The 22,250-nt window shown below is 57.7% G+C and carries 21 protein-coding genes and 1 tRNA gene; 15 read left to right on the top strand and 7 right to left on the bottom strand.

The features are described 5' to 3' along the window. Window positions 1–162 precede the first annotated feature (162 nt). Window positions 163–1,863 (bottom strand): AMP-binding protein, encoded by a 1,701-nt coding sequence (locus METFOR_RS10085; protein ID WP_015286036.1) that lies wholly within the window; start codon window positions 1,861–1,863, stop codon window positions 163–165. A gap of 159 nt (window positions 1,864–2,022) precedes the next feature. On the opposite strand from METFOR_RS10085, the gene METFOR_RS15405 reads away from it, so the two are divergent. The 7 genes from METFOR_RS15405 to METFOR_RS10055 all read left to right on the top strand — a co-directional run bounded on the left by METFOR_RS15405 (window position 2,023) and on the right by METFOR_RS10055 (window position 10,061). Next, window positions 2,023–2,196: transfer RNA gene (locus METFOR_RS15405), tRNA-Trp, on the top strand. Window positions 2,197–2,271: 75 nt separating this feature from the next. Further along, window positions 2,272–3,063 carry a PhzF family phenazine biosynthesis protein gene (locus METFOR_RS10080; protein WP_015286035.1) on the top strand — a complete coding sequence of 264 codons (792 nt, stop codon included), beginning with the start codon at window positions 2,272–2,274 and terminating at the stop codon, window positions 3,061–3,063. A gap of 69 nt (window positions 3,064–3,132) precedes the next feature. After that, window positions 3,133–3,696: a manganese efflux pump MntP gene (locus METFOR_RS10075; RefSeq protein WP_015286034.1), complete on the top strand. Its 564-nt coding sequence runs from the start codon at window positions 3,133–3,135 to the stop codon at window positions 3,694–3,696. Window positions 3,697–3,886: 190 nt separating this feature from the next. After that, window positions 3,887–5,068 (top strand): bifunctional 5,6,7,8-tetrahydromethanopterin hydro-lyase/3-hexulose-6-phosphate synthase, encoded by a 1,182-nt coding sequence (locus METFOR_RS10070; RefSeq protein ID WP_015286033.1) that lies wholly within the window; start codon window positions 3,887–3,889, stop codon window positions 5,066–5,068. 1,539 nt (window positions 5,069–6,607) lie between these two features. Further along, a complete protein-coding gene (locus METFOR_RS10065; protein ID WP_015286032.1) occupies window positions 6,608–7,072 on the top strand; it encodes an OsmC family protein in 465 nt (154 codons plus the stop codon). A 112-nt stretch (window positions 7,073–7,184) separates the two neighbouring features. After that, complete coding sequence (locus METFOR_RS10060) at window positions 7,185–9,236, top strand: M13 family metallopeptidase (RefSeq protein WP_015286031.1); 2,052 nt, start codon at window positions 7,185–7,187, stop codon at window positions 9,234–9,236. 213 nt (window positions 9,237–9,449) lie between these two features. After that, on the top strand, window positions 9,450–10,061 hold the full coding sequence (locus tag METFOR_RS10055) for a TMEM175 family protein (protein WP_015286030.1): 612 nt from the start codon (window positions 9,450–9,452) through the stop codon (window positions 10,059–10,061). A 78-nt stretch (window positions 10,062–10,139) separates the two neighbouring features. Here the strand turns inward: METFOR_RS10055 and METFOR_RS10050 are convergent, their stop codons facing one another. Next, complete coding sequence (locus tag METFOR_RS10050; RefSeq protein ID WP_048110934.1) at window positions 10,140–10,448, bottom strand: hypothetical protein; 309 nt, start codon at window positions 10,446–10,448, stop codon at window positions 10,140–10,142. Between the two features lie 12 nt (window positions 10,449–10,460). Further along, window positions 10,461–10,655, bottom strand: coding sequence for a hypothetical protein (locus METFOR_RS10045; protein ID WP_015286028.1), 195 nt, complete (start codon window positions 10,653–10,655; stop codon window positions 10,461–10,463). A 91-nt stretch (window positions 10,656–10,746) separates the two neighbouring features. Here METFOR_RS10045 and ftsA point away from each other — a divergent pair, with 91 nt between their 5' ends. The 5 genes from ftsA (at window position 10,747) to METFOR_RS10025 (ending at window position 14,653) form a co-directional block, all read left to right on the top strand. After that, window positions 10,747–12,192 (top strand): coenzyme F390 synthetase, encoded by a 1,446-nt coding sequence (gene ftsA / locus METFOR_RS10040; RefSeq protein WP_015286027.1) that lies wholly within the window; start codon window positions 10,747–10,749, stop codon window positions 12,190–12,192. 83 nt (window positions 12,193–12,275) lie between these two features. After that, on the top strand, window positions 12,276–12,773 hold the full coding sequence (locus tag METFOR_RS10035) for a TspO/MBR family protein (RefSeq protein ID WP_015286026.1): 498 nt from the start codon (window positions 12,276–12,278) through the stop codon (window positions 12,771–12,773). A 48-nt stretch (window positions 12,774–12,821) separates the two neighbouring features. Beyond that, on the top strand, window positions 12,822–13,727 hold the full coding sequence (gene uvsE, locus METFOR_RS10030; RefSeq protein WP_015286025.1) for a UV DNA damage repair endonuclease UvsE: 906 nt from the start codon (window positions 12,822–12,824) through the stop codon (window positions 13,725–13,727). A gap of 110 nt (window positions 13,728–13,837) precedes the next feature. Continuing rightward, window positions 13,838–14,035: a hypothetical protein gene (locus tag METFOR_RS15830; protein WP_199483985.1), complete on the top strand. Its 198-nt coding sequence runs from the start codon at window positions 13,838–13,840 to the stop codon at window positions 14,033–14,035. A gap of 213 nt (window positions 14,036–14,248) precedes the next feature. Next, complete coding sequence (locus METFOR_RS10025) at window positions 14,249–14,653, top strand: hypothetical protein (protein WP_015286024.1); 405 nt, start codon at window positions 14,249–14,251, stop codon at window positions 14,651–14,653. A 107-nt stretch (window positions 14,654–14,760) separates the two neighbouring features. Here METFOR_RS10025 and METFOR_RS10020 read toward each other — a convergent pair whose 3' ends face one another. Next, window positions 14,761–15,093: a hypothetical protein gene (locus METFOR_RS10020; protein ID WP_015286023.1), complete on the bottom strand. Its 333-nt coding sequence runs from the start codon at window positions 15,091–15,093 to the stop codon at window positions 14,761–14,763. Then, the gene (locus METFOR_RS10015; protein ID WP_015286022.1) at window positions 15,090–15,350 is read right to left on the bottom strand and encodes a hypothetical protein; all 261 of its coding nucleotides are present in this window, start codon (window positions 15,348–15,350) and stop codon (window positions 15,090–15,092) included. The genes METFOR_RS10020 and METFOR_RS10015 overlap by 4 nt, the downstream gene beginning before the upstream one ends. Window positions 15,351–15,446: 96 nt before the next feature. Here METFOR_RS10015 and METFOR_RS10010 point away from each other — a divergent pair, with 96 nt between their 5' ends. From METFOR_RS10010 to METFOR_RS10000, 3 genes are all read left to right on the top strand, one after another. After that, window positions 15,447–16,865, top strand: a complete 1,419-nt coding sequence (locus tag METFOR_RS10010) for a phosphoadenosine phosphosulfate reductase domain-containing protein (RefSeq protein WP_015286021.1) — start codon at window positions 15,447–15,449, stop codon at window positions 16,863–16,865. Then, a complete protein-coding gene (gene hisH, locus METFOR_RS10005; RefSeq protein ID WP_015286020.1) occupies window positions 16,843–17,448 on the top strand; it encodes an imidazole glycerol phosphate synthase subunit HisH in 606 nt (201 codons plus the stop codon). Before METFOR_RS10010 ends, hisH begins: the two co-directional genes overlap by 23 nt. Window positions 17,449–17,526: 78 nt before the next feature. Then, complete coding sequence (locus tag METFOR_RS10000; protein ID WP_015286019.1) at window positions 17,527–18,360, top strand: hypothetical protein; 834 nt, start codon at window positions 17,527–17,529, stop codon at window positions 18,358–18,360. Window positions 18,361–18,838: 478 nt separating this feature from the next. Here METFOR_RS10000 and METFOR_RS09995 read toward each other — a convergent pair whose 3' ends face one another. Both METFOR_RS09995 and alaS read right to left on the bottom strand, forming a co-directional pair. Continuing rightward, the gene (locus METFOR_RS09995) at window positions 18,839–19,465 is read right to left on the bottom strand and encodes an ArsR/SmtB family transcription factor (protein WP_015286018.1); all 627 of its coding nucleotides are present in this window, start codon (window positions 19,463–19,465) and stop codon (window positions 18,839–18,841) included. Continuing rightward, window positions 19,458–22,199: an alanine--tRNA ligase gene (gene alaS, locus METFOR_RS09990; protein ID WP_015286017.1), complete on the bottom strand. Its 2,742-nt coding sequence runs from the start codon at window positions 22,197–22,199 to the stop codon at window positions 19,458–19,460. Before alaS ends, METFOR_RS09995 begins: the two co-directional genes overlap by 8 nt. Window positions 22,200–22,250 lie beyond the last annotated feature (51 nt).

Raw genomic sequence — 22,250 nt, 5'->3', positions numbered from 1 at the left:
CGTAACTCCGCAACGATTGGGATAAAAAAGGAAAATCCTGATGGATCCGCCATCTCGATGTCCGCAGCTTCTTCAGGTTCCAAGAGGCCATCGGGCCTCGGGGATGAGAAGAACGTACCAGCGATCTCTGATTTCGTGAATGATGAATATCACGAAAAAAAGTTACGCTGTCTGGATATGCGCAGCCTCTTCCAGGCCGAGCACCTTGATTGATTCTTCGCGCATCTTGAACTTCTGGATCTTTCCCGAGATTGTGATCGGGAACTCCTGCACGAACAGCACGTACCGGGGGATCTTGTACCGGGCGATCTTCCCTTTGCAATAGTCCTTGACCTCCTGCTCGGTCATGGTCACGCCCGGTTTCAGTTTCACCCAGGCGCAAAGCTCCTCTCCGTACTTGACATCCGGCACCCCTGTGATGTAGACATCGGAGATCTTCTCGTGGTGGTGCAGGAACTCTTCGATCTCGCGGGGATAGATGTTCTCGCCGCCCCGGATCACCATGTCCTTGAGCCGGCCAACGATCTTGAAATATCCCTCATCGTCCATGGTGCCGAGGTCTCCCGTATGGTTCCAGCGATCCTTGTCGAGCGTTGCATGGGTGGCCGCGGGATTGTTGTAGTAGCACTTCATCACGCAGTAGCCACGAGCGCAGATCTCGCCAATCGCTCCCGTGGGGACGATCTTGCCGGTATTGGGGTCGATGATCTTGAGCTCGGTGTGCGGGAATGCCCGGCCAACGGTCGTGACCCGGCGGTCGAGCGGGTCCTTTGTCGTGGTCATGGTGACGCCGGGAGCAGTCTCGGTCTGGCCGTACACGATCACGATCTCGCTCATATTCATCCGGGTGTTGACTTCTTTCATCACTTCAATGGGGCAGGGAGAACCGGCCATGATGCCGGTCCGGAGGGAACGGAGGTCGTACTTCGCGAAGTTCGGGTGGGCGAGCTCGGCGATGAACATGGTCGGGACGCCGTGGAGAGCCGTGCAGTGCTCCTTCTCGACGGTCTTGAGGACTTCCTCGGCGTCGAAGGTCGGTGCGGGCAGGACCATGGTCGAGCCATGGGTGACGCAGGCGAGGTTGGAGAGGACCATGCCGAAACAGTGGTAGAACGGGACGGGAATGCAGAGCCGGTCCTTGTCGGAAAAGCCCATGCCTTCTCCGATGATGTACCCGTTGTTGAGGACATTGTGGTGCGTCAGGACAACACCTTTCGGGAATCCCGTGGTGCCGCTCGTGTACTGGATGTTGATGGGATCGTCAAAGGTGAGTCCCTCGCCACGCTCTTTCAGTTCGTCAACAGAGATCTCCTCGGATTTTTTCAGGAAATCCCCCCACGTGAACATGCCGTTATAGGGGATGTCACCAAGGAAGATCGCGTGCTTTAAGAACGGGAACTTCTCGCTTGCGATCTTGCCGGGCTTGCATTCATACACCTCGGGGCAGGCCTCGTAGAACATTCCCACGTAGTCCGAGGTCTTGAACCGGCCCTGGACGATCAGGGTCTGGATCTCGGCCTGCTTGAGCACGTACTCGAGCTCGTAGGTCCGGTACGCCGGGTTGATGTTCACCATGATGGCGCCGATCTTGGAGGTGGCAAACTGCACCACGACCCACTCGGCATAGTTCATCGCCCAGATGCCGACGCGGTTGCCCTTCTCTACGCCAAGGCCCATCAGTGCCCGGGCAACGGTGTCCACCTGTTCGAGGAATTCCTTGTAGGTCCACCGGATATTCTGGTGCATGGACACGACCGCATCGGTGTCCGGGTATTTTGCCGCAATACTATCGACCATCTCGCCGATGGTCATGCCCAGCAGGGGGACTGCTGATGTTCCGCACGTGTAACTGCCCTCGACCATTGCACCAGTACTGGGGCATGGGATTTTATATGCGTGATGATCCGTGGCGGAAGTGGTGCACCTGCCCTCTTGCCCGGGCCGGCACGGGAACAAAACTCTTAAGTTTATACAGTGCGATTTTATTGAGTCAGTATGGGAATACCGTCCCTGCTGGCGTGAGGGGTTGTGGCCTAGCCCGGTATGGCGACGGGCTCCAGCGGTCTTTGCGTTCTTTCGTGCTCGCAGATGATGAACAATGGGTCTACTGAGAAACATTCTATGATGACCCGTTGGAGCACTGATGCGCATGTCGGAGAGACCCGTCGATCGTGAGTTCAAATCTCACCAACCCCACGTTTTCTCTTAAGATTTTCTTTTCCCGTGCCCTCTCCCGATCCTTTATTTCCCCCGGCACGCAACCTCTCTTCCATGGAAGCAGAACTGCACCTCGTTGACGCCTTCACGAGTTCACCGTTCCGCGGGAACACGGCGGGTGTCTGTATCCCGGACGGCCCGGCTGACGATACATGGATGCAGCAGGTGGCCGCCGAGCTGAAGCACTCCGAGACCGCGTTCCTCTCCCCTGAGGGGCAGGGCTGGCGGCTGCGGTGGTTCACGCCCGCAAAGGAGATCGAGCTGTGCGGGCATGCAACACTTGCGGCAGCGTCAGTTCTCTACGAGACCCGCCGCGTTCCAGAAGACCGGGAGATCGTTTTCGAAACGCTCTCCGGCAGGCTGACAGCCCGAAAGGACGGCGACTGGATCAGCATGGACTTCCCGGCCGAACCCCCGAAGACCTCCATGGCGATCCCCGGCCTCGGTCAGGCGCTTGGGATCGAGCCGCTCTACACCGGCCGGAACCGGTTCGACATCCTTGTCGAGCTTCCCCTTGCCGATGATGTATGCAGCCTGGAACCGGACATGGAGGCACTCGCCCTCATCAAGGCGCGGGGCATCATTGTTACGGCGGTATCCGATCTGCCGCATTTTGACTTTGTCTCACGGTTCTTTGCGCCGGCCGTTGGCGTGCCCGAGGACCCGGTGACCGGCTCGGCCCACTGCTGCCTTGCGCCGTACTGGGGAGAGAAGCTGAACAAGACGGAGATGACCGGGTTCCAGTGCTCAGTACGGGGAGGATCGGTACGAGTGAGACTTGCGGGCGACCGGATCATCCTTTCGGGCAATGCGGTGCAGGTCTTCTCGGGAAAACTCCTCGTATAATCGTTCATCTGAATAATCGTGGAGCGTCCAGTGCCCTTATTTCCCCCGGCTCGAACAATTAACAAATCCATGGACCTCGTCACCCCCGTTCTCATTGGCATCGCGCTTGCAATGGACTGCCTGGCAGTCTCTCTTGCCATCGGGACATCGACAAAGGCAAATCTTTTGAAAACAGCGCTCATCATTGCGCTCTGCTTTGGGAGTTTCCAGGCCGGCATGACGCTGGTTGGATGGGCTGCCGGCACCGGATTAACGGTGTTTATTGCCGGGTTCGATCACTGGGTGGCGTTCATCCTGCTCGCGGTCATTGGCGCAAAGATGATCCATGAAGGGCTGGAAACCGGGGAAGAAGAAGAGAAGATCAGCAACCTTGCCTTTGTTCCGGTGATGCTTCTCTCTTTTGCAACAAGCATCGATGCTCTTGCGGTGGGTGTGTCCTTTGCATTCCTCCACATGGATGTGCTTATGCCCGCTCTCATCATTGGGATCGTGGCCTTCATTTTTTCGTGTGCGGGTGTTTTATCGGGAATACAGCTCAAGTCCGTTCTCGGGAAACGGATCGAGATCGCGGGTGGCCTTATCCTGATCGCGATCGGGCTGAATATCCTTCTCTCGCACATGATCGCAGGATAGGCACGGCAACGGCCGCCTGCAACGAGTCACAGCCTCGGTGCCTCTCCTCGGTGCCTCTTTGAGCCCGGCGCGGGCCTCATATATTATACCAAACTGTGTGCGGGATGGTGCGATCGTCCCTACGGTTCAGAGCCCGGCTCGTAACTTTATCATAGATAAACGGCAGATAATTAGCAACACGGAGTATTCCATGTATCTTGTCGGAGAAGCACTGATTGGCGATGGCGCGGAACTGGCGCACATCGACCTCCTTATGGGAGATAAGGAAGGCCCGGTCGGGAACGCGTTCGCAAACGCGATCTCGCAGCTTTCCCAGGGGCACACGCCCCTTCTTGCCGTAGTACGCCCGAACCTGCTGACCAAGCCTGCGACTGTCATCATCCCGAAGGTCACCTTGAAGGACATGGACCAGGTCAACGAGATGTTCGGCCCGGTGCAGGCCGCGGTTGCGAAGGCTGTAGCCGACTGCGTTGAGGAGAACGCCTTTGCCGGTCTCGACATCGAGAACACCGTTATCATCTGCTCGGCGTTTGTCCACCCGGATGCAAAGGACTACAACAAGATCTACCGCTACAACTACGGGGCGACGAAGCTTGCGATCCACCGGGCGCTCGAGAAGTTCCCGGACACCAAGACGCTTGTTTTCGAGAAGGACCGTGCAGCCCATGCCATCATGGGCTTCAAGGTTACCCGGCTCTGGGACCCGCCGTACCTGCAGGTGGCAATGGATCTCGTGGACATGGGCAAGGTTGCCCAGGTCCTGAAGAGCGTGCCCGACAACGACCACGTGATCATCGAGGCCGGCACCCCGCTCATCAAGAAGTTCGGCCTCTCGGTGCTTGGCGAGATCCGGAAACTCCGCCCGAACGCGTTCATCATCGCGGACATGAAGATCCTCGACACCGGCAATCTCGAAGCCCGCATGGCGGCCGATGCAACGGCCGACGCGGTCGTGGTCTCGGGCCTTGCCCCGACCTCCACCATCGAGAAGGCGATCTCCGAGGCCCGGAAGGTCGGCATCTACTCGATCATCGATATGCTGAACGTCACGAACCCGGCAAAACTGATCGCGAGCCTGAAAGTAAAACCTGACATCGTGGAGCTCCACCGCGCAATCGATGTGGAAGAGACCGCCCATGCCTGGGGCGACATCCCGGCCATCAAGAAGGCGGCAGGCGGCAAGCTGCTGGTCGCAACCGCCGGCGGTATCCGCGTGGATGTTGTGAAGGAAGCGCTGAAGTCCGGCGCCGACATCCTCGTGGTCGGCCGTGCTATCACTGCGAGCAAGGACATCGGCCATGCTGCCGACGAGTTCTTAGAGCAGCTCAACCGTGATGAGATTGACCAGTTCAGGGTTATGACGGATTTCTAAATCCGCAATCTTTTTTCCAAACGATCTCCTTATTATTTCCCGGGAAGCTTTCATTGAGGCATTTGAAAAGATCTGATGTGGAGTGCGGACCTCTTAAGCAGCGGGTTTTAGTCCACCACTACCTGTCGCGGCAGCCATCCGCCAAAGCATTTTGCCGTGTTAATCTTCCCCGTGAAGGGATGGTCGAAAACCCGGAGTAATATTTGAGATCCCCCCGCCTAGCGGTCGCTCGGGGGGGTCGTCGCTCCCTCGTCGGGCAACGGCCTGTACGCAAGTTCTCGTACAGGTAAGTGAGTTGCGTAATGTCGAGACACGAGATGAACGCCAGTGTGTTCTTCGAGCCGGTGAAGGTTTTCAAACCTGAACTGCGAGAAGTGAGTATCAACACTCTTGGAGTAGTCGGCAGACCTTTCGCGCGTAGGGCATCGCATCGTTTGCGTGAGCTTTACAGTTCATACCTATAGTCCGGCAAAAAATATTCAATCAATGTCTGATTGATCCAAAACACATTCTCAATCGCGATCCCGATCGCGTTTGAAAAATTGTGAGCAGGGTCCGGCAAAAAAAATTCAAGCAGAGTCTGCTGCAAAAATTTTGAGCAAGGACTGCCCGGAAAAAATTGCGCAGGGTCTGCACGAAAATCCGGAAGTCTCCTCGTCGATGATGCACCATGCAGGTTTTCCGTTCATACAGATCCATGGAATATTTCGCAGGCAGGGTCTGCTGAAATTTTTTTGATAAGGGGCCGCTCAAAAATGTTTCACCAGGGTCCGGTTGATCCGGATCAGCAAATCAATCGCAATCGTGGTCGCGCTGAAAGATTTTTGGGCAGGGTCCGGCACAAAAATTTCCGACAGGATTTGCTCAATGCATCATAGCACGTGCATACCCACAAACTCTCCCTACGGGTCCGGTCCACGGAAAACCGGCCTGTCGCAGGTGAGCTCCCTTCCGTACCCCTCGTTGTACGATGCCCGGCTGCCGGAAACAAATCTGCCCGTATAGAGATTCTTTTTCGAATCCGGGCTCATTTTGAAAAACCGACTTTTGGAGGTTCGCACTTTTTACCGAATTACAGTACACCATTTTGAAAAGTCCCATAAATTATCGTTTTTTTGCCCAATAGAGACTGGATTATACGTAAAAAAATGCCAGTATATTCCCTCCCTGTTCATCGATCCTTGTTTTTTCTGGATATGAGCACACAAAACGAACCGGGAGGGGGTTTTAAGCGGGATCGTACCGACGGAGGAGCAATTCTTTTCGTCGGAAATTTCCCGGGAGAGTCACCCTCACACTGGATCCACCGTGATATTCCGTGCCCCTGCTCATCATTCAGCAGACTGCTTCACAATAAAACTGGCACTCATAGTAATTGTATTTCGACGTTGCGTCCAGCCTCCAGCAATGGACCTGTTCATGCAAGAGCCGGTCAACAAATTTTTTAAGCATATTCCTTGTTGTCGTCAAAGGTGAGGACAAATCTGCGTTCGTGGTTTCCCGCACGATTTCTTATGCAGCAAGGACAACCGGTATTGCATGAGCACGGAGATCCCCTGGGCCGAATCGCGGAAGGAGTGGAAACCGGTTGACATGATTGTTACGTACACCGGCAATGGTGCGTTCACTGCCCGCACAGTCTCCGGTGACATTACCTTTCCGATGGAGGCCCCGGTCGGTATGGGCGGGCATGGGAATGCCCCGAATCCCATCCAGTACCTTATCGGCTCGCTCGGGGGATGCATTGGCGTGAAGATCCTGCTGGCTCTTGGAGATAACGGCATCGTACCGTCAGAGATGAAGATTGCGATCCACGGGACGCGGAAGAAGACGATGCCGGCATTTTTCGATCATGTTCATCTGGTGATCACGCTGCGGGCGGATGTGGATGACGCGATGATGAAGCACATTATCGATGAGACGCTTGCCCGGCTCTGCCCGATCGCTGCGATGTTTGCTGAAGTCGGCGAAGTGGCGGCAGAGTGCCGGATCGAAAAGCCCTGATCCGGGCCGGAACCCCCGACTCCGGGTTTTTTACAACCGGGTCGTTTTTGCTGTACGTATCCTGCCGCTCCTGGCAACTCTTATTCGTGTTGACTGAGTATGGGTACTCATTGTGAAACGCTTGCTCCTGATCGTATCGCTTATTGCCTGTCTCGCTGCTGCCGGGTGCACCACCCCCATTGGTACCGGGGCGGGACATCCGGTGAGCGCAACGCCGGCTCCCCAGCCGTGGTACACGCTGAATGAATCCATCCGGCCGGGTGACGACTTTTATACCCATGTGAATGACGCCTGGCAGCGGGAGAATCCGATTCCTGCCGACAAGAAGTATGTCGGGACCCTTACCCTGTTGCGCGACAAGGCTGACGAAGATCTCCATGCCCTCATGAGCCGGGCCGCGAACGCGACCGTAACGACGACAGACCGGAACACCGCCCTCATCGGGCAGTTCTACCGCTCGGGAATGGACACGCAGGCGATCGATGCCGAAGGGCTCGAAACGCTTTCCGCGGACCTTGCTGCGATCGATGCGATTGGTTCCCGGGAGGACCTGGCGAACGTCACCGTCGTCCTGCTGGAGCGCGGGGCAACCCCGCTCTATTTCTACCTGGGCGAGGTCAATACACGGAATACTACCGAAGTGATCGCGACGCTCTGGCAGGGTGGGCTCGGCATGCCCGACCGCGACTATTACACGCGGACGGACAATAAGAGCGTGGCAACGCAGGAGGCCTACCAGGACCACATCAGGAAGGTACTGGTCCTCTCCGGAGAATCCGGGGCACAGGCCGCCGCGGATGCAAAGACGATCTATGCCATGGAGAAGACCCTTGCCCTCGGCCAGTTCACGAACGAGGAGAACCGCGACCCGCAGCGGACAACCAATGTCTACACCCTTGCGGAACTGAAGGAGCGCTGGCCGTCGATCGGATGGGACCGGCTCACGTCCATTCCGGGATCCGGGCAGGTGACGAAGGTGAACGTGTACCAGCCGAAGTACCTGGACACCCTGGAGAAGGAGATCTCGACTGCACCGCTCGCGGACTGGAAACTCTATCTCCGGTACCGGCTGATCGATGAAACCTCACCGTACCTCGGCGCATCCTTCGAGGAGGAACATTTTGCTTTCTATGACCGGACCCTCAACGGCGTGACCGAGATGCTGCCCCGATGGAAACGGGTCGTGCACACCGGCGACTCCCAGCTGGGCGACCTTGTGGGAAAACAGTACGTTGCCGAATACGTCGACCCCCGTACCCACGGCATGGTGACCGGGATGTTCCAAACGATCCGGCAGACGTTCGATGCACGGATGGGGAACCTCACCTGGATGGGCAGCGCCACAAAAGAACGGGCCCGGGAGAAACTCGCTGCCATGCGCCAGAAGATCGCATACCCGGACACATGGATGGATTACGCGGGCCTGGAACTCACCGGCTCCTACAGCGGGAATGTCCGTGCTGCCTCGGCATACAACCTGATCCACGGGCCCTATGGACTCGGACGGATTGGCCGGCCGGTTGACCCGGATGTCTGGTTCATGTCGCCGCAGACCGTGAATGCGTATTACAACCCGTCGACAAACGAGATTGTCTTCCCCGCGGCGATCCTCCAGCCGCCGTTCTTTGACCCGGATGCGGACGCCGCAAGGAACTACGGCGCTCTCGGGGCGGTGGTTGCCCACGAGATGACGCACGGGTTCGATGATCAGGGCCGGCAGTATGACAAGGACGGGAACCTTGCAGACTGGTGGACGGAAGAGGATAGAGCGCAGTTCACCGGCCGCACTGCCCTCCTCGTGAGCGAGTATAACCAGTTCGAGGTCCTTCCCGGCCTCCCCCTCAATGGCAACCTGACCCTGGGGGAGAACATCGCGGACCTCGGGGGCGTAACGATTGCCTACCATGCCTGGAGGAGTGCCGCAGGACCGGCATCCGATCCGGTAAATGAGCGGGAGTTCTTCTATGCATATGCCCAGGTCTGGCGGGAGAACGCCCGGGAGGAGGCGGAGCGGAACTGGGTATACACCGACCCGCATTCGGCATCGAAATACCGGGTCAACGGCGTTGTCTTCAACATCCCCGAGTTCTATGAGACATTCCCGGAGATCCAACCGGGCGATGCCCTGTACCGGAACGAGAGCGAGCGGGCGGTGATCTGGTGATTTTTTTGACATCCTCCTCGGTATGGAAGCACTTAAAAATTGCGATGGCTCCCTCTCCTCGCTATGCTCGGCGTTGCCCGGAGGGCATGTCGTCAAGGGGAAAAGCCCGGGCTTTTGCTACCGGTGTCCTGACCCTCCGGTTGCCGGGCCCTGCATTCCGTAAAGAACAATACCCTGCGGCGCACATTTCCCGGGCAGGAATGTGAATCCTGCATGGACCCGATCAGCAAGGTGAACCTCGAACGGATCACGAACGGCATCTACGCGTTCACGATGACCCTGATGGTAAGGAACATCACGACACCCGTGGCAGGGTCGATAACAACAGACACCTCCTTTGTTCTTTACCTTGTCTCGGTCATCCTGGAGATCATCGACTTTGCCGGCGCATTTCTGATCCTCGGCATGTTCTGGCTTTTTTACTTCCAGATGTTTCACCGGATGAAGACCTTTGATTTCCGGTTCATCTACCTCCACCTGCTCTCGCTGATGATCGTGGTCTTTGTCCCTTTCACCCAGAGTTTCGCTTCCATGAGCGACGAGGTCCCGGCCTCGAACATCCTTTTCCAGGTCAACTATCTCGCCCTCTCCCTTGTCCTTGTCTGGCAGTGGCACCATGCCCGCACGCACATAGAACTCCTTGAGCCGGCGCTTGAGGAGACCGAGGCATCGTTCCTGGCAAAAAAATTCCTCGTGCCGCTTGGCGTGGCGGTGCTCGGGGTTGCTTTCATCTGGGCGGGAATCGGGTACATCGATATTCTGTACCTTGCGCCGTTTGTTGTGCTGGGCCTGTTCTTCCGGAGCGGGCCGGTGAAGGCAGGTTGACCTGCGTTTTCACAAAAACAGGGATAGTGTCGGGCAAGGGAATTTCCTGATCCTGCGATGGTTCAGCACCGTACAATCTTATCCGGCCATGCCCTCCCGGATCTCGTCAATGAATGAGATCAACCGGGCATGGTAATCCTCTGCCAGGATGAGGGCCTGCATCGAGGCATTGCAGGAGCAGTTGAAGAGGGCGAGGGTCCGGAGTTCCTCTACGCGGGGGTCATCAGCCCCGTAGATCCCCTCGACGGTCTGCCAGGTCTTCGAGCACCAGCGGACGAAGTCGTAATAGTCAAGGCCGGCCCCGTCTTTCTTCACCGCGTTCAGTGCCTTGATCCGCTCCTCTAGTAAGAGCACGGCATCTTCCGGTGAACCGTGTATCGTCACCATGCGATCAAAAAATCAGGCAGTCTTGCACTTCTGTTCAAGCCGCATGATGTGGTAGACAACGGCAAGCATGATGAAGCCGATTGCCATCAGGGCGATTCCCTGGATTTCGTCGCCAACGGGCGGCGTAACGATGACCCAGATGCTGGCAACGATGACGCAGAGGGCAAGGATTATCGATCCGTACCTGACAAGCTGGTTTGTTTCCATGGATGATCCTGAAATGTACGAATGATATCCGGTTTAATAAAGAGATCCATTTTTTCTCTCATTCGCCCCCATCCGCTCCTTACCCGAAGGCATGTCCGTGCAGGTACCAGAGCCCGGGCCAAACGTCCCTGAAGCAAATGATTATGTACCACGGCACGCCTTCACTGTTCATTGGGTGTGCACCTTGAACAGCCGATACTACCGCGAGAAGATCGAGACCCTGCCACGGTCCGAGCTCGATGCCCTGATCGATGAGCGGGTCCGTTATACTGTGAAGTATGCGAACGATCACTCACCGTTCTACCGCACCTGGTTCCGCGAACACAAGATCGATCCGGCGAGTATCCGGGAGCACGAAGATCTCCAGGAGCTCCCGATCATCTCCGGCAGCGATGTCCGGGCCAACCAACCCCCGAACCGCCCGGACTTTGGTTTCCTCTCCGTTGCACCGCAGGATATCTTCACCATCCACGAGACGAGCGGGACGAGCGGAGTGCCCAAGAGTTTTTTCCTCTGCTGGGAAGAATGGGAGCGGCTGGCCGAGAAATATGCCCGCATCTTCACATCGCAGGGATTCACCCGGGGCGACCGGGTGGTGATCTGCGCCTCGTATGGCATGAACGTGGGGGCGAACACGATGACGCTTGCCGCCCGGGACCTCGGGATCACGGTCGTTCCGTACGGTAAGTGCACCTTCCCGCTCCGCGTCATCACGAACTACCGGCCGACCGGGATCGTGGGCAGTGTCTTCAAGCTGATCCGGCTTGCACGGCAGATGGAGGCCGAGGGCCTGAACCCGAAGGAGTCCGGGGTGACAAAACTCATCGCGGGCGGCGAGGCCTTTGCGGACGAGTCGCGGGAATACCTTGCCGAACTCTGGGGCTGCGATGTCTTCAACACGTACGGCAGCACCGAGGGATCGATGTGCGGGGAGTGCACGGCAAAACAGGGCCTCCATGTGCCCGAAGACCTCGTCCACATGGACCTCTACGATCCGCAGCTGAAGGATTTCGTGAAGGAAGGCGAGTGCGGGCGGATCGTGCTCACGACACTGCTCCCGGTCGGGGCAAAGTGCGGGATGCTCCTCATCAACTACGACACCGATGACACGACCGTTGTCACCAGCCGGGAGAAGTGCGCCTGCGGCCGGACGCACATGCGGATTTACACGCCCCAGCGGGAGGCCGAGACGTTCTGGGCCCACGGCACGCCCATGAACCGGGTGGATGTGGAACGCGGCGTGTTCCAGCGCGAGAACATGGAATATCTCACGGGGGAGTACGAGGCGTTCCTGTACGCGGGCGACGACCAGGAGAAGACCCTGCTCCGGGTGAGCGTGGAATGCAAAGATCTGTCCTCCTGCGACCGCGAGGGGATTGCAGAACGGTTCAGGCGCTCATTCTACTCGTGGAAACCGACGCTCCAGAAGAAGCAGGAGGAGAACCTGTTCGAGATCGGGTTCAACGTTGTTCCGCCCAAGGGCCTTGAGCTCTCCCGGCTGCCCGGCCGGCCGAAACGGTTTGTCGACCGGAGATAGGGGGACGGCCTCATCACCCCGCCCCTCTTTTGGATGATGACAGGACCTCAATGATTAAGAATGAAAACAAACGGAGAATGAACATGGAATTTTCTTCGCACCTGAAAGGACCGGCGCTACTGAGACTCGTCGCTGCGATCCTCTTCTGTGAAATTGCCGGAAGCCTCGGCTCGGTGGTGACCACACCCGCGCCGGGCTCCTGGTACTCAAGCCTGATCAAGCCCTTCTTTGCCCCGCCGGCCTGGGTCTTTGCGCCGGTCTGGGTCACGCTCTTTGCGCTGATGGGTATTGCACTCTTCCTTGTCTGGGAACTCGGGATTGAGAAGCCAGATGTCCGGTTCGCGGTGGGCATTTTCGGGGTCCAGTTTTTCTTGAACGTCATCTGGTCGTTTCTCTTCTTTGGGCTCCGGTCGCCCCTTCTCGGTCTGATTGACATCATCATCCTGTGGTGGCTGATCCTTGCAACCATCGTGGTTTTTTACCGGGTGCGGAAGGGTGCAGCATATCTCCTCATCCCCTATATCGCCTGGGTGAGCATCGCAACGGTGCTGAATGCATCCATCTACCTGCTGAATCCCTGAGTAAAATACGGCCGGTGCATGATGGCCAAAATTCATCGCGGTGTCTGAATGCGGATCGGGTATCCCTGTATCAACCGGGGGATCGGGTGCAGCGCCAACAAGACCTTCCGTCTTGCCTCGTACTCGGAGGAGCGGCTGGTCGAAACCGTTGCGGGGAACCTTGCATGCCTGAAAAAAATCCTTGTTTGGAACCGGCAAAACGGTATTCTTTTCTTCCGGATCACGTCCGACCTGGTGCCCTTCGCGTCCCACCCGGTCTGCACGTTTCCCTGGCAGGAACATTTCAAAAATGAGCTTGCAGAGACCGGAGAATTCATCCGGAAGGCCGGAATCCGGATATCGATGCACCCGGACCAGTTTATTGTCCTGAATGCGCCGGATATGGAGGTCGCGGGCCGAAGCATCGCCGAGCTTGCGTACCACGCGGGCGTGCTGGACGCGATGGGTCTTGACAGGACAGCGAAGATCCAGCTCCATATTGGAGGTGTGTATGGTGACAAGGAGGCGAGCCTCGCCCGGTTTGCCAGGACCTATGAACAACTCGACCCGGCAATCCGCCGGCGTCTTGTCATCGAGAATGACGACCTGCGGTTCACTGCGGCAGATTGCCTGAATGTCCATGAAGAAACCGGCGTTCCAGTCCTGTTCGATGTCTTCCATCATGCCTGCAACAACGCGGGTGAAGAGATGGCAAAGGCCCTGCTCCTGACGGGAGAGACCTGGAAGAAGTCTGACGGGATCCCGATGATAGATTACAGTTCGCAGCACCCGGGCAAACGCCCGGGAAGCCATGCCGACCATATCGACCCGGCCGGTTTTTCCGCGTTTCTTGATCACTCCCGTCCCTGTGACCGTGACATCATGCTGGAGATCAAGGACAAGGAAGTGAGCGCCCTCGTTGCCTGCGATCTCGCCCGGAACGATCCGCGGTTCTTTCTCCAGCGGGACGATTGAAAGACAAACGCTGTCCGGATCGCGTTTTCGCAACGGCGGACAGTGCGCAACGCTTGTGGGTTCGCGAAGGGAGAATGCGAAAAAACAAACCGGAAAAAAGGTGTAGTGTTGTGTACCAAGATTACTTCTTCTTAGCTGCCGCCTTCTTTGCTGGGGCCTTCTTTGCCGGCGTCTTCTTAGCTGCCGCCTTCTTTGCTGCTGCCATGTTGGTATCCACCTCCTACCGGAAAGGGTTATATTTTCTGTTATTTTGTCCATTAATAAATATTTTGGTCGCAATGGCTTTTTGGGGCATAGAAACAGCATAAACCAGCACTTTTACCCAAAAAAAATTGCTCATTTCTCCAAAAAAAGAGCATATCAGTGTAATACATCAGAAATTGCGCAAACCTTTGCATCGGGCTTCGTTTTCCAATCCGCGGGATTATGAACGATTCGGGGGGCCGGGAAACGGCCGGTTTCCCGGGGAGGAACGCGCATTTTATGGGTGTGGGGTGCCGCATTTTTGAAACGGGAGCCGCATGGCGCCCGCAAAAATACACTTGGGGGCAACCTTTATTCAGCTCAAGAGCAAGGCTACTCCTATGAAGAAACAGTTCATCCTGGGTCTCATCGGGGGAATTTGTGGCATCCTGATCGCCGTGTACGTGATCCTATCAGCGATGAGCAGCGAGCAGACCCTCTCAGGAGTCCAGACCGCATTGTTTTCCAGCCTCGGCCTGATGGGTGCCGCCATCGCCAACAAGGAGACGCGGTTTGCCGGGTGGATGCTCGTATTCGCCGCGGTGTTCATCACCCTTTCCGTCCCGATCGCCGGGTCGTTAAACCTCCTCTTCCTATACATGCCGGCAGTAATCATTCTCGGTATTGCTGGCGTACTCTGTTTCCTTGAACCAGAAGAGATCCGGGAAGAAGAACCGGAATAATCCTTTTTTGCTGAATATCGCAACCCGGCACAATCCGGGCATGCTGTTTTTATTAATCTGGAAAAAACCGGAAAAAATATCTGCAATTTTTTACTGAAAGCTCATTTCTATGCTTCAAGCGGGGGAATTGTCTCAACAATCCTGCGCTTCAGGATCCGCGTCACCACAACGGTGCCGGCACAGAGAACGATGGCGAGGAGGGCCATATGGGCAAGAAGTGTGAAGTAGATTCCCTCACCGGTCTCCCCGTAGACATTGATGCCGTAGATGAAGACGGACGCGATCACGAGCCCCGCAGCGATCAGGCTTGCCCGCAATGCCGTGAACATCCGGCTCCGGATATCCGGGAAGATTAAAAGCCCGAAAAACCCGAGCACACCGAACACGAACGCTCCAAAAAGGAGGATCCAGATGGCGATATCAACCAGGAATGAACTCATGCTCCTGCACCCCCGGTGAACCGTGCTGCCGCAATGAGCAGGGCAAAGCAGAAGATCGAGAGGGTGATCGCGATGTCGAGGACAAGGAGCGTACCCTGCGAGATGCTGAGCGTGAGACCGGCTGCGGATCCGATCGTTATTGCGACCAGCGCTGCAAGGAACCGGTCGTTCCTGCTCTTTGTACGAATAACGCGGAAAACCGCCCCCAGCAGGAGGAGGACAAGGCAGGCTGAGGCAAGGAGCCAGGTATCGATCATATCTGCTGTAAAGATGGGAAAGGAGGGTATTTATCGGTACTCCCTTGCCTCCGCCTCGTGGATTTTTATTCCCAAAAGACGTATGATGAGAGAGAAATGCGTCCATCCTATCTTGGCAGGATCCTGCTCCGCTGGTGCGATACCTGCCACACGCCGGTCATGGCAAAACAGTGCGCCTGCGGTGCCGCAACCCGCGAGGTTCCGGTCACCCCGCCGGGCGATGCTCGGCCGGCGTTTCCGGAAGATGTTGTGCTTATCAACAGGATCTATACCGATCATTTCGGCGCCCCGCTCATTCCCGAAGGACACCTCGCGCTCTTAAACAAGGTTCCCGATCAGGACCGTATGGAAGAGGTGATCGCTGGCGGCGGTGTTGCGGGTATCATCCGGTACTTCCCGGATAAACGTACATGGGAGCCGGTGCCCCGGCCCGAGGCCTGCAATCTCTTCACACCAAAAAAACGCGTTGTCGTAGTGAGCGACGATGCCGTGCCGTTCATCCGCGACCAGGGCATGAGCGTGCTCCGGCCGGGGATGGTCTCGATCGATGACTCAGTCCGGGCCGGGGATGAGGTCTTCATCATGGCCTGCAATGGTACCTGTATCGGGGTCGGGCGGGCAAAAGTGGACGCGGCAACGGCCCGGGCCATGGAGAAAGGCTCCATTGTCCGGACACGGCGGAACATCGCGTCGCAGATCGTGCCCGGCAGGGCCGGCTGGGACGATGCGGTGCGGGCCAATGCCCGGGTGCTTGCGGATGCAGAGGCAGAAGCAGTCGCATTTGTGAAGTCCGTGACGGAGAGGAACCCCGGCCTCGTGGCGAACGTCTCCTACTCCGGGGGGAAAGACAGCCTCGCGACCCTGCTCGTGGTGACAAAGGCGATCGGCAAGATCCCGATGCTCTTTGCCGACACGGGCCTCGAGTTCCCGGAAACCTACGAGAATGTCCGCGAAGTGTCAGAGAAGTACGGCCTTGAAGTGATACGGACTGATGGCAACAACACATTCTGGGAGACCTTTACGAAACAGGGCCCTCCGGCGGTCAATGCCCGCTGGTGCTGCAGGGTCTGCAAGCTGACACCCGTGCTGGACCTTGTCCGGGAGAGGTGGGGCGAATGCCTCTCGTTCATCGGCCAGCGGCGGTACGAGTCTGCGACACGGGCGCAGAGCGACCGGGTCTGGCGGAACCGGAACGTAAAAGTCCAGCTCTCGGCAGCCCCGATCCACAACTGGACCGCAATGCATGTCTGGCTCTACATCTGGCGTGAGGAGGCGCCGTACAATGCCCTGTACGGACACCGGCTGGACCGGATCGGTTGCTTCATGTGTCCGTCAAGCGATATGGCATTACTGCATATGATCGCCGGGGATTACCCGGATCTCTGGAGGGGCTGGACGGAAAAGCTCAGCGAATGGCAGCAGGCACAGGGCCTTCCGGCAGCATGGGTTGCGGACGGGCGATGGAGAATAAAAGAAGGCAGGGCGGAGGACAATGACGCAGATAGCCATTATTGATTATGGTGTGGGAAACCTCCGGAGTGTCATGCGGGGGCTGGAGAAGGCCGGGGCGGCTATTGTTGTTACGTGCGATCCGGAGGAGATCGCGGCTTCGGATGGCATCGTCCTCCCGGGCGTCGGGGCCTTCCGCGAGGCAATGGATAAACTCGGCACGCTGCAGGAGGTCGTGATCCAATCCTCCCGGGAAGTCCCTCTGCTGGGGATCTGCCTTGGCATGCAGATGCTCCTTGAGACCAGTGAGGAGCATGGTTTCCACAAGGGGCTCGGGCTCATCCCGGGCAACGTAAAGCGGTTCCCGAAGATGGCCGGGTTCAAGGTGCCCCACATGGGCTGGAACTCGCTTACACTGGAGAAGCCGGACAACCCGCTCCTTGCCGGAGTCCGGCCGGATGAGAGCGTCTATTTCGTCCATTCCTATTACGCGGACACAACTCCGGAGTACACCCTGACAACGACTGAATACATCTGCCCGTTTGCATCGGCCGTCTTCCGGGGTAATGTCTATGGCGTCCAGTTCCATCCCGAGAAGAGCGGGGCCGCGGGCCTGAAGATGCTTGAAAATTTCACCGGCATGGTCTGAACCCGGGCATTTGGGGCCGCTGCCCGCATACGGTTCATACAGATAAGCATTTAACGCCACACAAAAGATCCTGTAGGCATGAAAAGGATCCTTCTCATCGCACTTTTTCTTCTGGCAATGGCGGGCCCGGTCTCCGCGTACGGGCTCTATCTGAAGTGCAGTGAAGAGGTCGCGGCGGGGGCCTCCCTCAAGTGCAGCGTAGACAGCGACTTCCCGCCCGGGACAACCTTCAACCTTGTCCTGTACCAGTCCGGGTATACCACGACCCAGATCCGGAAACAACCGGTTACCATCCAGTCCGACCAGCGGACGCAGTACGTGATCGTCGATACGACCGGCCTGCCGGGCGGCACGTACAAGGCCGAGATGCAGTACACCGGTGCCGATGAAGCCCGGCTCCGGTCCGACTCAACGACCATGCAGCTGATCAAGGTCATCGACCGGTCGGACGAGATCGAGATCACCTCTCCCGTAACGCAGGACTTAAAGGACGCGCTTCGTATCGAGGGGGAACTCAAGAATGGCGGCAATGATGGCATCGAGCTCGAGGTTAACGGCCCTGACGGACGGATCTACGGGCCCCAGTGGATCCAGACAAAGAACAATATCAAGAACGGCGCCGGTATCTTCACCCAGAAAGTTGCGGTGACAAGCGGCGGCGATTACACGGTCGAGTTCTCGGATGCCGACGGGTATATCGGGAGCAAGTCCTTCACTGTTGTTGCCCCGACCGTTGCCACCACCGTGCCGACAACCACGGTGCCTGTGGTGAAAACCACCCGTACGACTGTCACAACCGTGCCGACCCCGTGGCCCACGGCCACACAGTCCCCGCTCTCCCCGCTGACAGTTGCAGCCGGTATCGCGGCTGCGGGCATTGCTGTGGTGCTCGCTGCACGACGGGTGCAGTAATAAAAGAATTTTTTTTGGCTGCTTTACCCTGTCTGCAGACTGTTTGTGGATTTGGGGTCTCTGTAGAAAACCTGTATTGGATTATATCAGATAGGGATGGAGCCACGGGCGCTCGGGGTCTTCCGACCCTCGCCTCGTGGATCTTAGCCGTTTGCAGGCCTGAAAAAAGTTGAAAATAGGGAGTCAAGGGGGCTTGCTCCCTTGGGCTGTCTTCGCAGCCATCGGACCGCGAGACGAGAAGGTGCGCGGCATCTTCTCGCCCTCGAAGAACCATTCGGGTTCTTCTCTTTCCTCATGGTCCTGATGGACCATTCGGACTCCCCCTTTGGGGGCCGACCGAAGGGAGGTCGAGAAGTGTACATCAGCACTCCTCGAATGAGGGAGGGAGTCACACTCGTAGTTCCACTGAGTGCATTGTAAGAAGGATTTCTACAGAGCAGATATTAAAAAGTAATAAGATTGTCCCGGGCTTTCGCTATCACCGCGTCTTCTTCCAGAGCCATGCTTCGTAGCAGAGCAGAATTACGATGACGAATATGCCCCCGATGAAGAACGCAAGGGCCGGGTCCAGCGTTGCCGGAGCAGTTACTGATGCCGTGTCGAACGTTGCCTGAAGCGCAACAGCCCCCGCTTCCCGTCCCGCCCCGGTAGCAGTGTCAACCGCAGGTGCCGGCGCCGCCTTGAGCGAGACCATCTCGGCGTTCATTACCGGAGCGGAGAACATCGGAAGGATTGTTGAGATTGCCAGTGTCGATACTGCCACAATCCCGAAGAGCGAGGCATATTTCAGGAGCAGAGAACGCACGTCCACCCGGCGCGGGGCAACGATGAGGAGCTGGTCGGTCAGGGAGTAGAGCTTGACCTCCCTCCCCTTGATGCTGTATTTTGTGTCGGCAATCGCGATGACACCTGCATCAAGGAGGTTCTCCACATGGTACTTTGCCGTATTCATCGGGATCTGGAGCTTCTCGGTGATCGCAGTCAGGCTTTTTGGCCCGTCTGCGAGAAACTGGAGGATGTCGCCTGCAAGGGAACTGGCCATTGCTTTGGCTATTTTCTGTGCCCGCTCATCGCCCGGTTCCAGGACAAGGACATTATCAGCCATTCAGCGCCGCAAGGATCCGTTCACGTCCTACTTTCAGGGCAAGGTCGAGTTTGCCGGTTTCGGGGCCGCCGCCCTGCGCAAGGTTGGGTTTTCCCCCGCCCTTGCCCCCGAGGAGCTCGCAGACCTGCCCGATGATCTCACCGGCATTGACCCGGAGGTCACCGGAAGCAAGGACGACCCGCGCGGTGTCGCCGGCACCCCCGACGAGTGCCACTCCGCCCCGTGCTGCAACGGATGAGGCAAGCGCCGAGAGTTCCTTCTGCGGCAGGTCAACCCGCTTGATGACAACGTTGACTCCTCCCACGACCTCTGCGATCAGCGCCTGTGTCTCCAGGTCTACCATCTTCGAGTTCATCCGCTCGACCTCTTTCTTGAGGTCCTTCCACTCGGTAAAGAACCGTGTCACGGTCGCCGGCAGGTTCTCGTACTGGACGGAGAGGGTGTCGGCCGCAGAAGCGACGATCTGCTCGAGGTGCTGCATGTAGTAGACCGCGGCAACGCCAGCAGCAAACTCGATCCGTTCGATGCCATCCTGGATATGCTCGACCCTGATGATCTTGATTACGCCTACCTCTCCGGTGCTCCGGCAGTGGGTGCCGGCGCAGGCTTCGATATCCCCGGCAACCTTCACGATACGGATGTCACGGCCCGGCGGGACGCCGCCCTGGTACAGGCCAAACCCGTATTTTTGCTCTGCCTTGCCGCGGTCCTCAACGGAAATCTCGACCGGCTGGCTTGTCATGATCATCCGGTTTGCGGCGATCTCGATCCTCCGAAGTTCATCACCAGTGATATGCTTGAAGTGCCGGATATCAACGCGGGAACTATCCGCGCCTTTCTGGGCACCGGCCTGGTGGATGTGTGCGCCAAGCACCTCTTTTGCGGCATGGAGGATGATGTGGGTCGCCGTGTGGTGGCGCATTAAGGACCAGCGCCGTTCCTCGTCCACCATGCCCTTCACCCGCTCTCCGCGGCGGAGGACGCCACCCGCGATATGGTGGAGGACGACTTCACCAACCTTGACAACGCCGTCGACCTGGACCATACTGTCAGAGCTGACAAGCGTGCCGGTATCGGCTGGCTGGCCTCCACCCTCCGGGTAGAAGAGGGTCTGGTCGAGCACGGCATATCCGTCAAAGAAGTCGAGCACGACCGCCTCGAACTCGATGTCCGAGGGCTGCTCGTAATAGAGTTTCTTTGTGGGTGGGAGGGCACGGACGCGCTCTGCGTAGTGTGCAGTCTTGTCCTCTTCTTCTACCGGTTTTGACTCGGAGTGCATGTCCGCAACAATGGAGTAGAAGTTGTCGGGGAGGTCCACGACGGCGCCTTCCATTGCCGCGATCTCCTTGACCATTTCCGGCTGGATGCCGTGCGAGTCGTAGAGGGTCATGACCTCGGCAAGGGGCACCCGCTGGCTCTTGGCCTTGTAGGTCTTTGCCACCTTCTGGACGATCCGCGTGCCACGTTCGAGGGTTGCCGCATACTTCTCGGTCTCGCGGTCTAAAATCTCGCGAACCACCGCGATGTCCTGCTCGAACCTCCGGTTGCTCATGATCCGGGTCTGCTGCTCGATCAGGTCCGCAAGAGGTTCTGTGATCTTCAGGTCGTTCATCAGCCGCAGGGTCCGCCGGATGACGAGCCGGGCAAGGTAACCTTCCCGGACGTTCGAGGGCACGATGCAGTCGCCGAGCATGTAGGCAAGGCAGCGGGTGTGGTCACAGATCGCGTAGGCCTTCTCGACCGGGGTGATCATCTTGTCCAGCTTGTCGGGGGAGATATCGATGGCCGCGGCCACTTTCTTTCGTAAGTTGAAGAGGTTCGTGCCCGAGATGTCCATGAGGCCGGCATATTTTGCATTGAGCGCAAGGATCTTGGCATAGTCCTTGTTGCCGAGCATGTGGTCAAGCCCGGCAAGTCCCATGACATGGCTGACCATCTCCGGGAATACTGCGTCGTAGATGGTCGGGGAGCCCTTCGATGCCCAGACAAAGCGTTCGAGGCCGTAGCCGGTGTCGACGATCCGGAGTTTCATCGGGTAATACATCTCGCCGTTGAGCTCGTACCCTTTCTCCTGTGTCTTCTGCCGGCTGAGGCTCATGAATACAAGCGTCGCGACTTCGAGGCCGCCGATTAAGACCTCCACGCTCGGGCCCGCGTTGCCGCCGCCGATCCAGGGGTTTTCCTTGTAGGTGACTTTATTGATGTCCCCGCCAATCGAGGCGATGAACTGGTCGCAGAGCTCGACCGTCCGGTCCTTCCAGTAGATCTCCTCGGTGGGCGTGTTGAAGGCGTGGTGGGCCATCATCTCGAAGGTGGTCAGGTGCCGGCCGGATTTGCCCACGGAGTCCAGGTCGTTCAACCGGATGCAGGGCTGCGAGATGGTGAGCGGGTTTGCCGGAGGGGGGACGACGCCGCTGGTCACGAACGGCTGGAAATCGGCAATGGACGCGATCGTTAAGTAAATGTCGTCCCGCCATCGGGCGGCAACCGGGTACCGGTCGATCCTGGTGTGCCCCTGCCTCTCAAAAAACGAGAGGTACGCCTCGCGCATGGTGTCGAGGGTATGGGGCTTAAAGATCGGGTTGCCGATGAAGGTATAGGGTTCGCAGGGGGCGTCACCGCAGACTTCCCGCGAGGGATCGCGGGTCCAGAACGCCGAGCCGCAGGCCTTGCAGACCTTGCGGATCATCCCCTGGGACTTGAAATAATCGAGCTGGTATTCCTCTTCGAGCATGTCAAAACCACGTATCGTCTGTACTGTTGCTGTTGAACGCTAATCTAGGTT

Source organism: Methanoregula formicica SMSP (genome assembly GCF_000327485.1).
In the GTDB taxonomy this organism is placed as follows: Archaea; Halobacteriota; Methanomicrobia; order Methanomicrobiales; family Methanospirillaceae; genus Methanoregula; species Methanoregula formicica.
This window is presented reverse-complemented; position numbering and strand designations above follow the sequence as displayed.

What these genes read in the sequence shown, in the direction of transcription:
- METFOR_RS10085 (WP_015286036.1), bottom strand. Translation starts at nt 1,863, where the DNA reads ATGGTCGAGGGCAGTTACACGTGCGGAACATCAGCAGTCCCCCTGCTG.
- METFOR_RS10080 (WP_015286035.1), top strand. Translation starts at nt 2,272, where the DNA reads ATGGAAGCAGAACTGCACCTCGTTGACGCCTTCACGAGTTCACCGTTC.
- METFOR_RS10075 (WP_015286034.1), top strand. Translation starts at nt 3,133, where the DNA reads ATGGACCTCGTCACCCCCGTTCTCATTGGCATCGCGCTTGCAATGGAC.
- METFOR_RS10070 (WP_015286033.1), top strand. Translation starts at nt 3,887, where the DNA reads ATGTATCTTGTCGGAGAAGCACTGATTGGCGATGGCGCGGAACTGGCG.
- METFOR_RS10065 (WP_015286032.1), top strand. Translation starts at nt 6,608, where the DNA reads ATGAGCACGGAGATCCCCTGGGCCGAATCGCGGAAGGAGTGGAAACCG.
- METFOR_RS10055 (WP_015286030.1), top strand. Translation starts at nt 9,450, where the DNA reads ATGGACCCGATCAGCAAGGTGAACCTCGAACGGATCACGAACGGCATC.
- METFOR_RS10050 (WP_048110934.1), bottom strand. Translation starts at nt 10,448, where the DNA reads ATGGTGACGATACACGGTTCACCGGAAGATGCCGTGCTCTTACTAGAG.
- METFOR_RS10045 (WP_015286028.1), bottom strand. Translation starts at nt 10,655, where the DNA reads ATGGAAACAAACCAGCTTGTCAGGTACGGATCGATAATCCTTGCCCTC.
- ftsA (WP_015286027.1), top strand. Translation starts at nt 10,747, where the DNA reads ATGTCCGTGCAGGTACCAGAGCCCGGGCCAAACGTCCCTGAAGCAAAT.
- METFOR_RS10035 (WP_015286026.1), top strand. Translation starts at nt 12,276, where the DNA reads ATGGAATTTTCTTCGCACCTGAAAGGACCGGCGCTACTGAGACTCGTC.
- uvsE (WP_015286025.1), top strand. Translation starts at nt 12,822, where the DNA reads ATGCGGATCGGGTATCCCTGTATCAACCGGGGGATCGGGTGCAGCGCC.
- METFOR_RS10025 (WP_015286024.1), top strand. Translation starts at nt 14,249, where the DNA reads ATGGCGCCCGCAAAAATACACTTGGGGGCAACCTTTATTCAGCTCAAG.
- METFOR_RS10020 (WP_015286023.1), bottom strand. Translation starts at nt 15,093, where the DNA reads ATGAGTTCATTCCTGGTTGATATCGCCATCTGGATCCTCCTTTTTGGA.
- METFOR_RS10015 (WP_015286022.1), bottom strand. Translation starts at nt 15,350, where the DNA reads ATGATCGATACCTGGCTCCTTGCCTCAGCCTGCCTTGTCCTCCTCCTG.
- METFOR_RS10010 (WP_015286021.1), top strand. Translation starts at nt 15,447, where the DNA reads ATGCGTCCATCCTATCTTGGCAGGATCCTGCTCCGCTGGTGCGATACC.
- hisH (WP_015286020.1), top strand. Translation starts at nt 16,843, where the DNA reads ATGACGCAGATAGCCATTATTGATTATGGTGTGGGAAACCTCCGGAGT.
- METFOR_RS10000 (WP_015286019.1), top strand. Translation starts at nt 17,527, where the DNA reads ATGAAAAGGATCCTTCTCATCGCACTTTTTCTTCTGGCAATGGCGGGC.
- METFOR_RS09995 (WP_015286018.1), bottom strand. Translation starts at nt 19,465, where the DNA reads ATGGCTGATAATGTCCTTGTCCTGGAACCGGGCGATGAGCGGGCACAG.
- alaS (WP_015286017.1), bottom strand. Translation starts at nt 22,199, where the DNA reads ATGCTCGAAGAGGAATACCAGCTCGATTATTTCAAGTCCCAGGGGATG.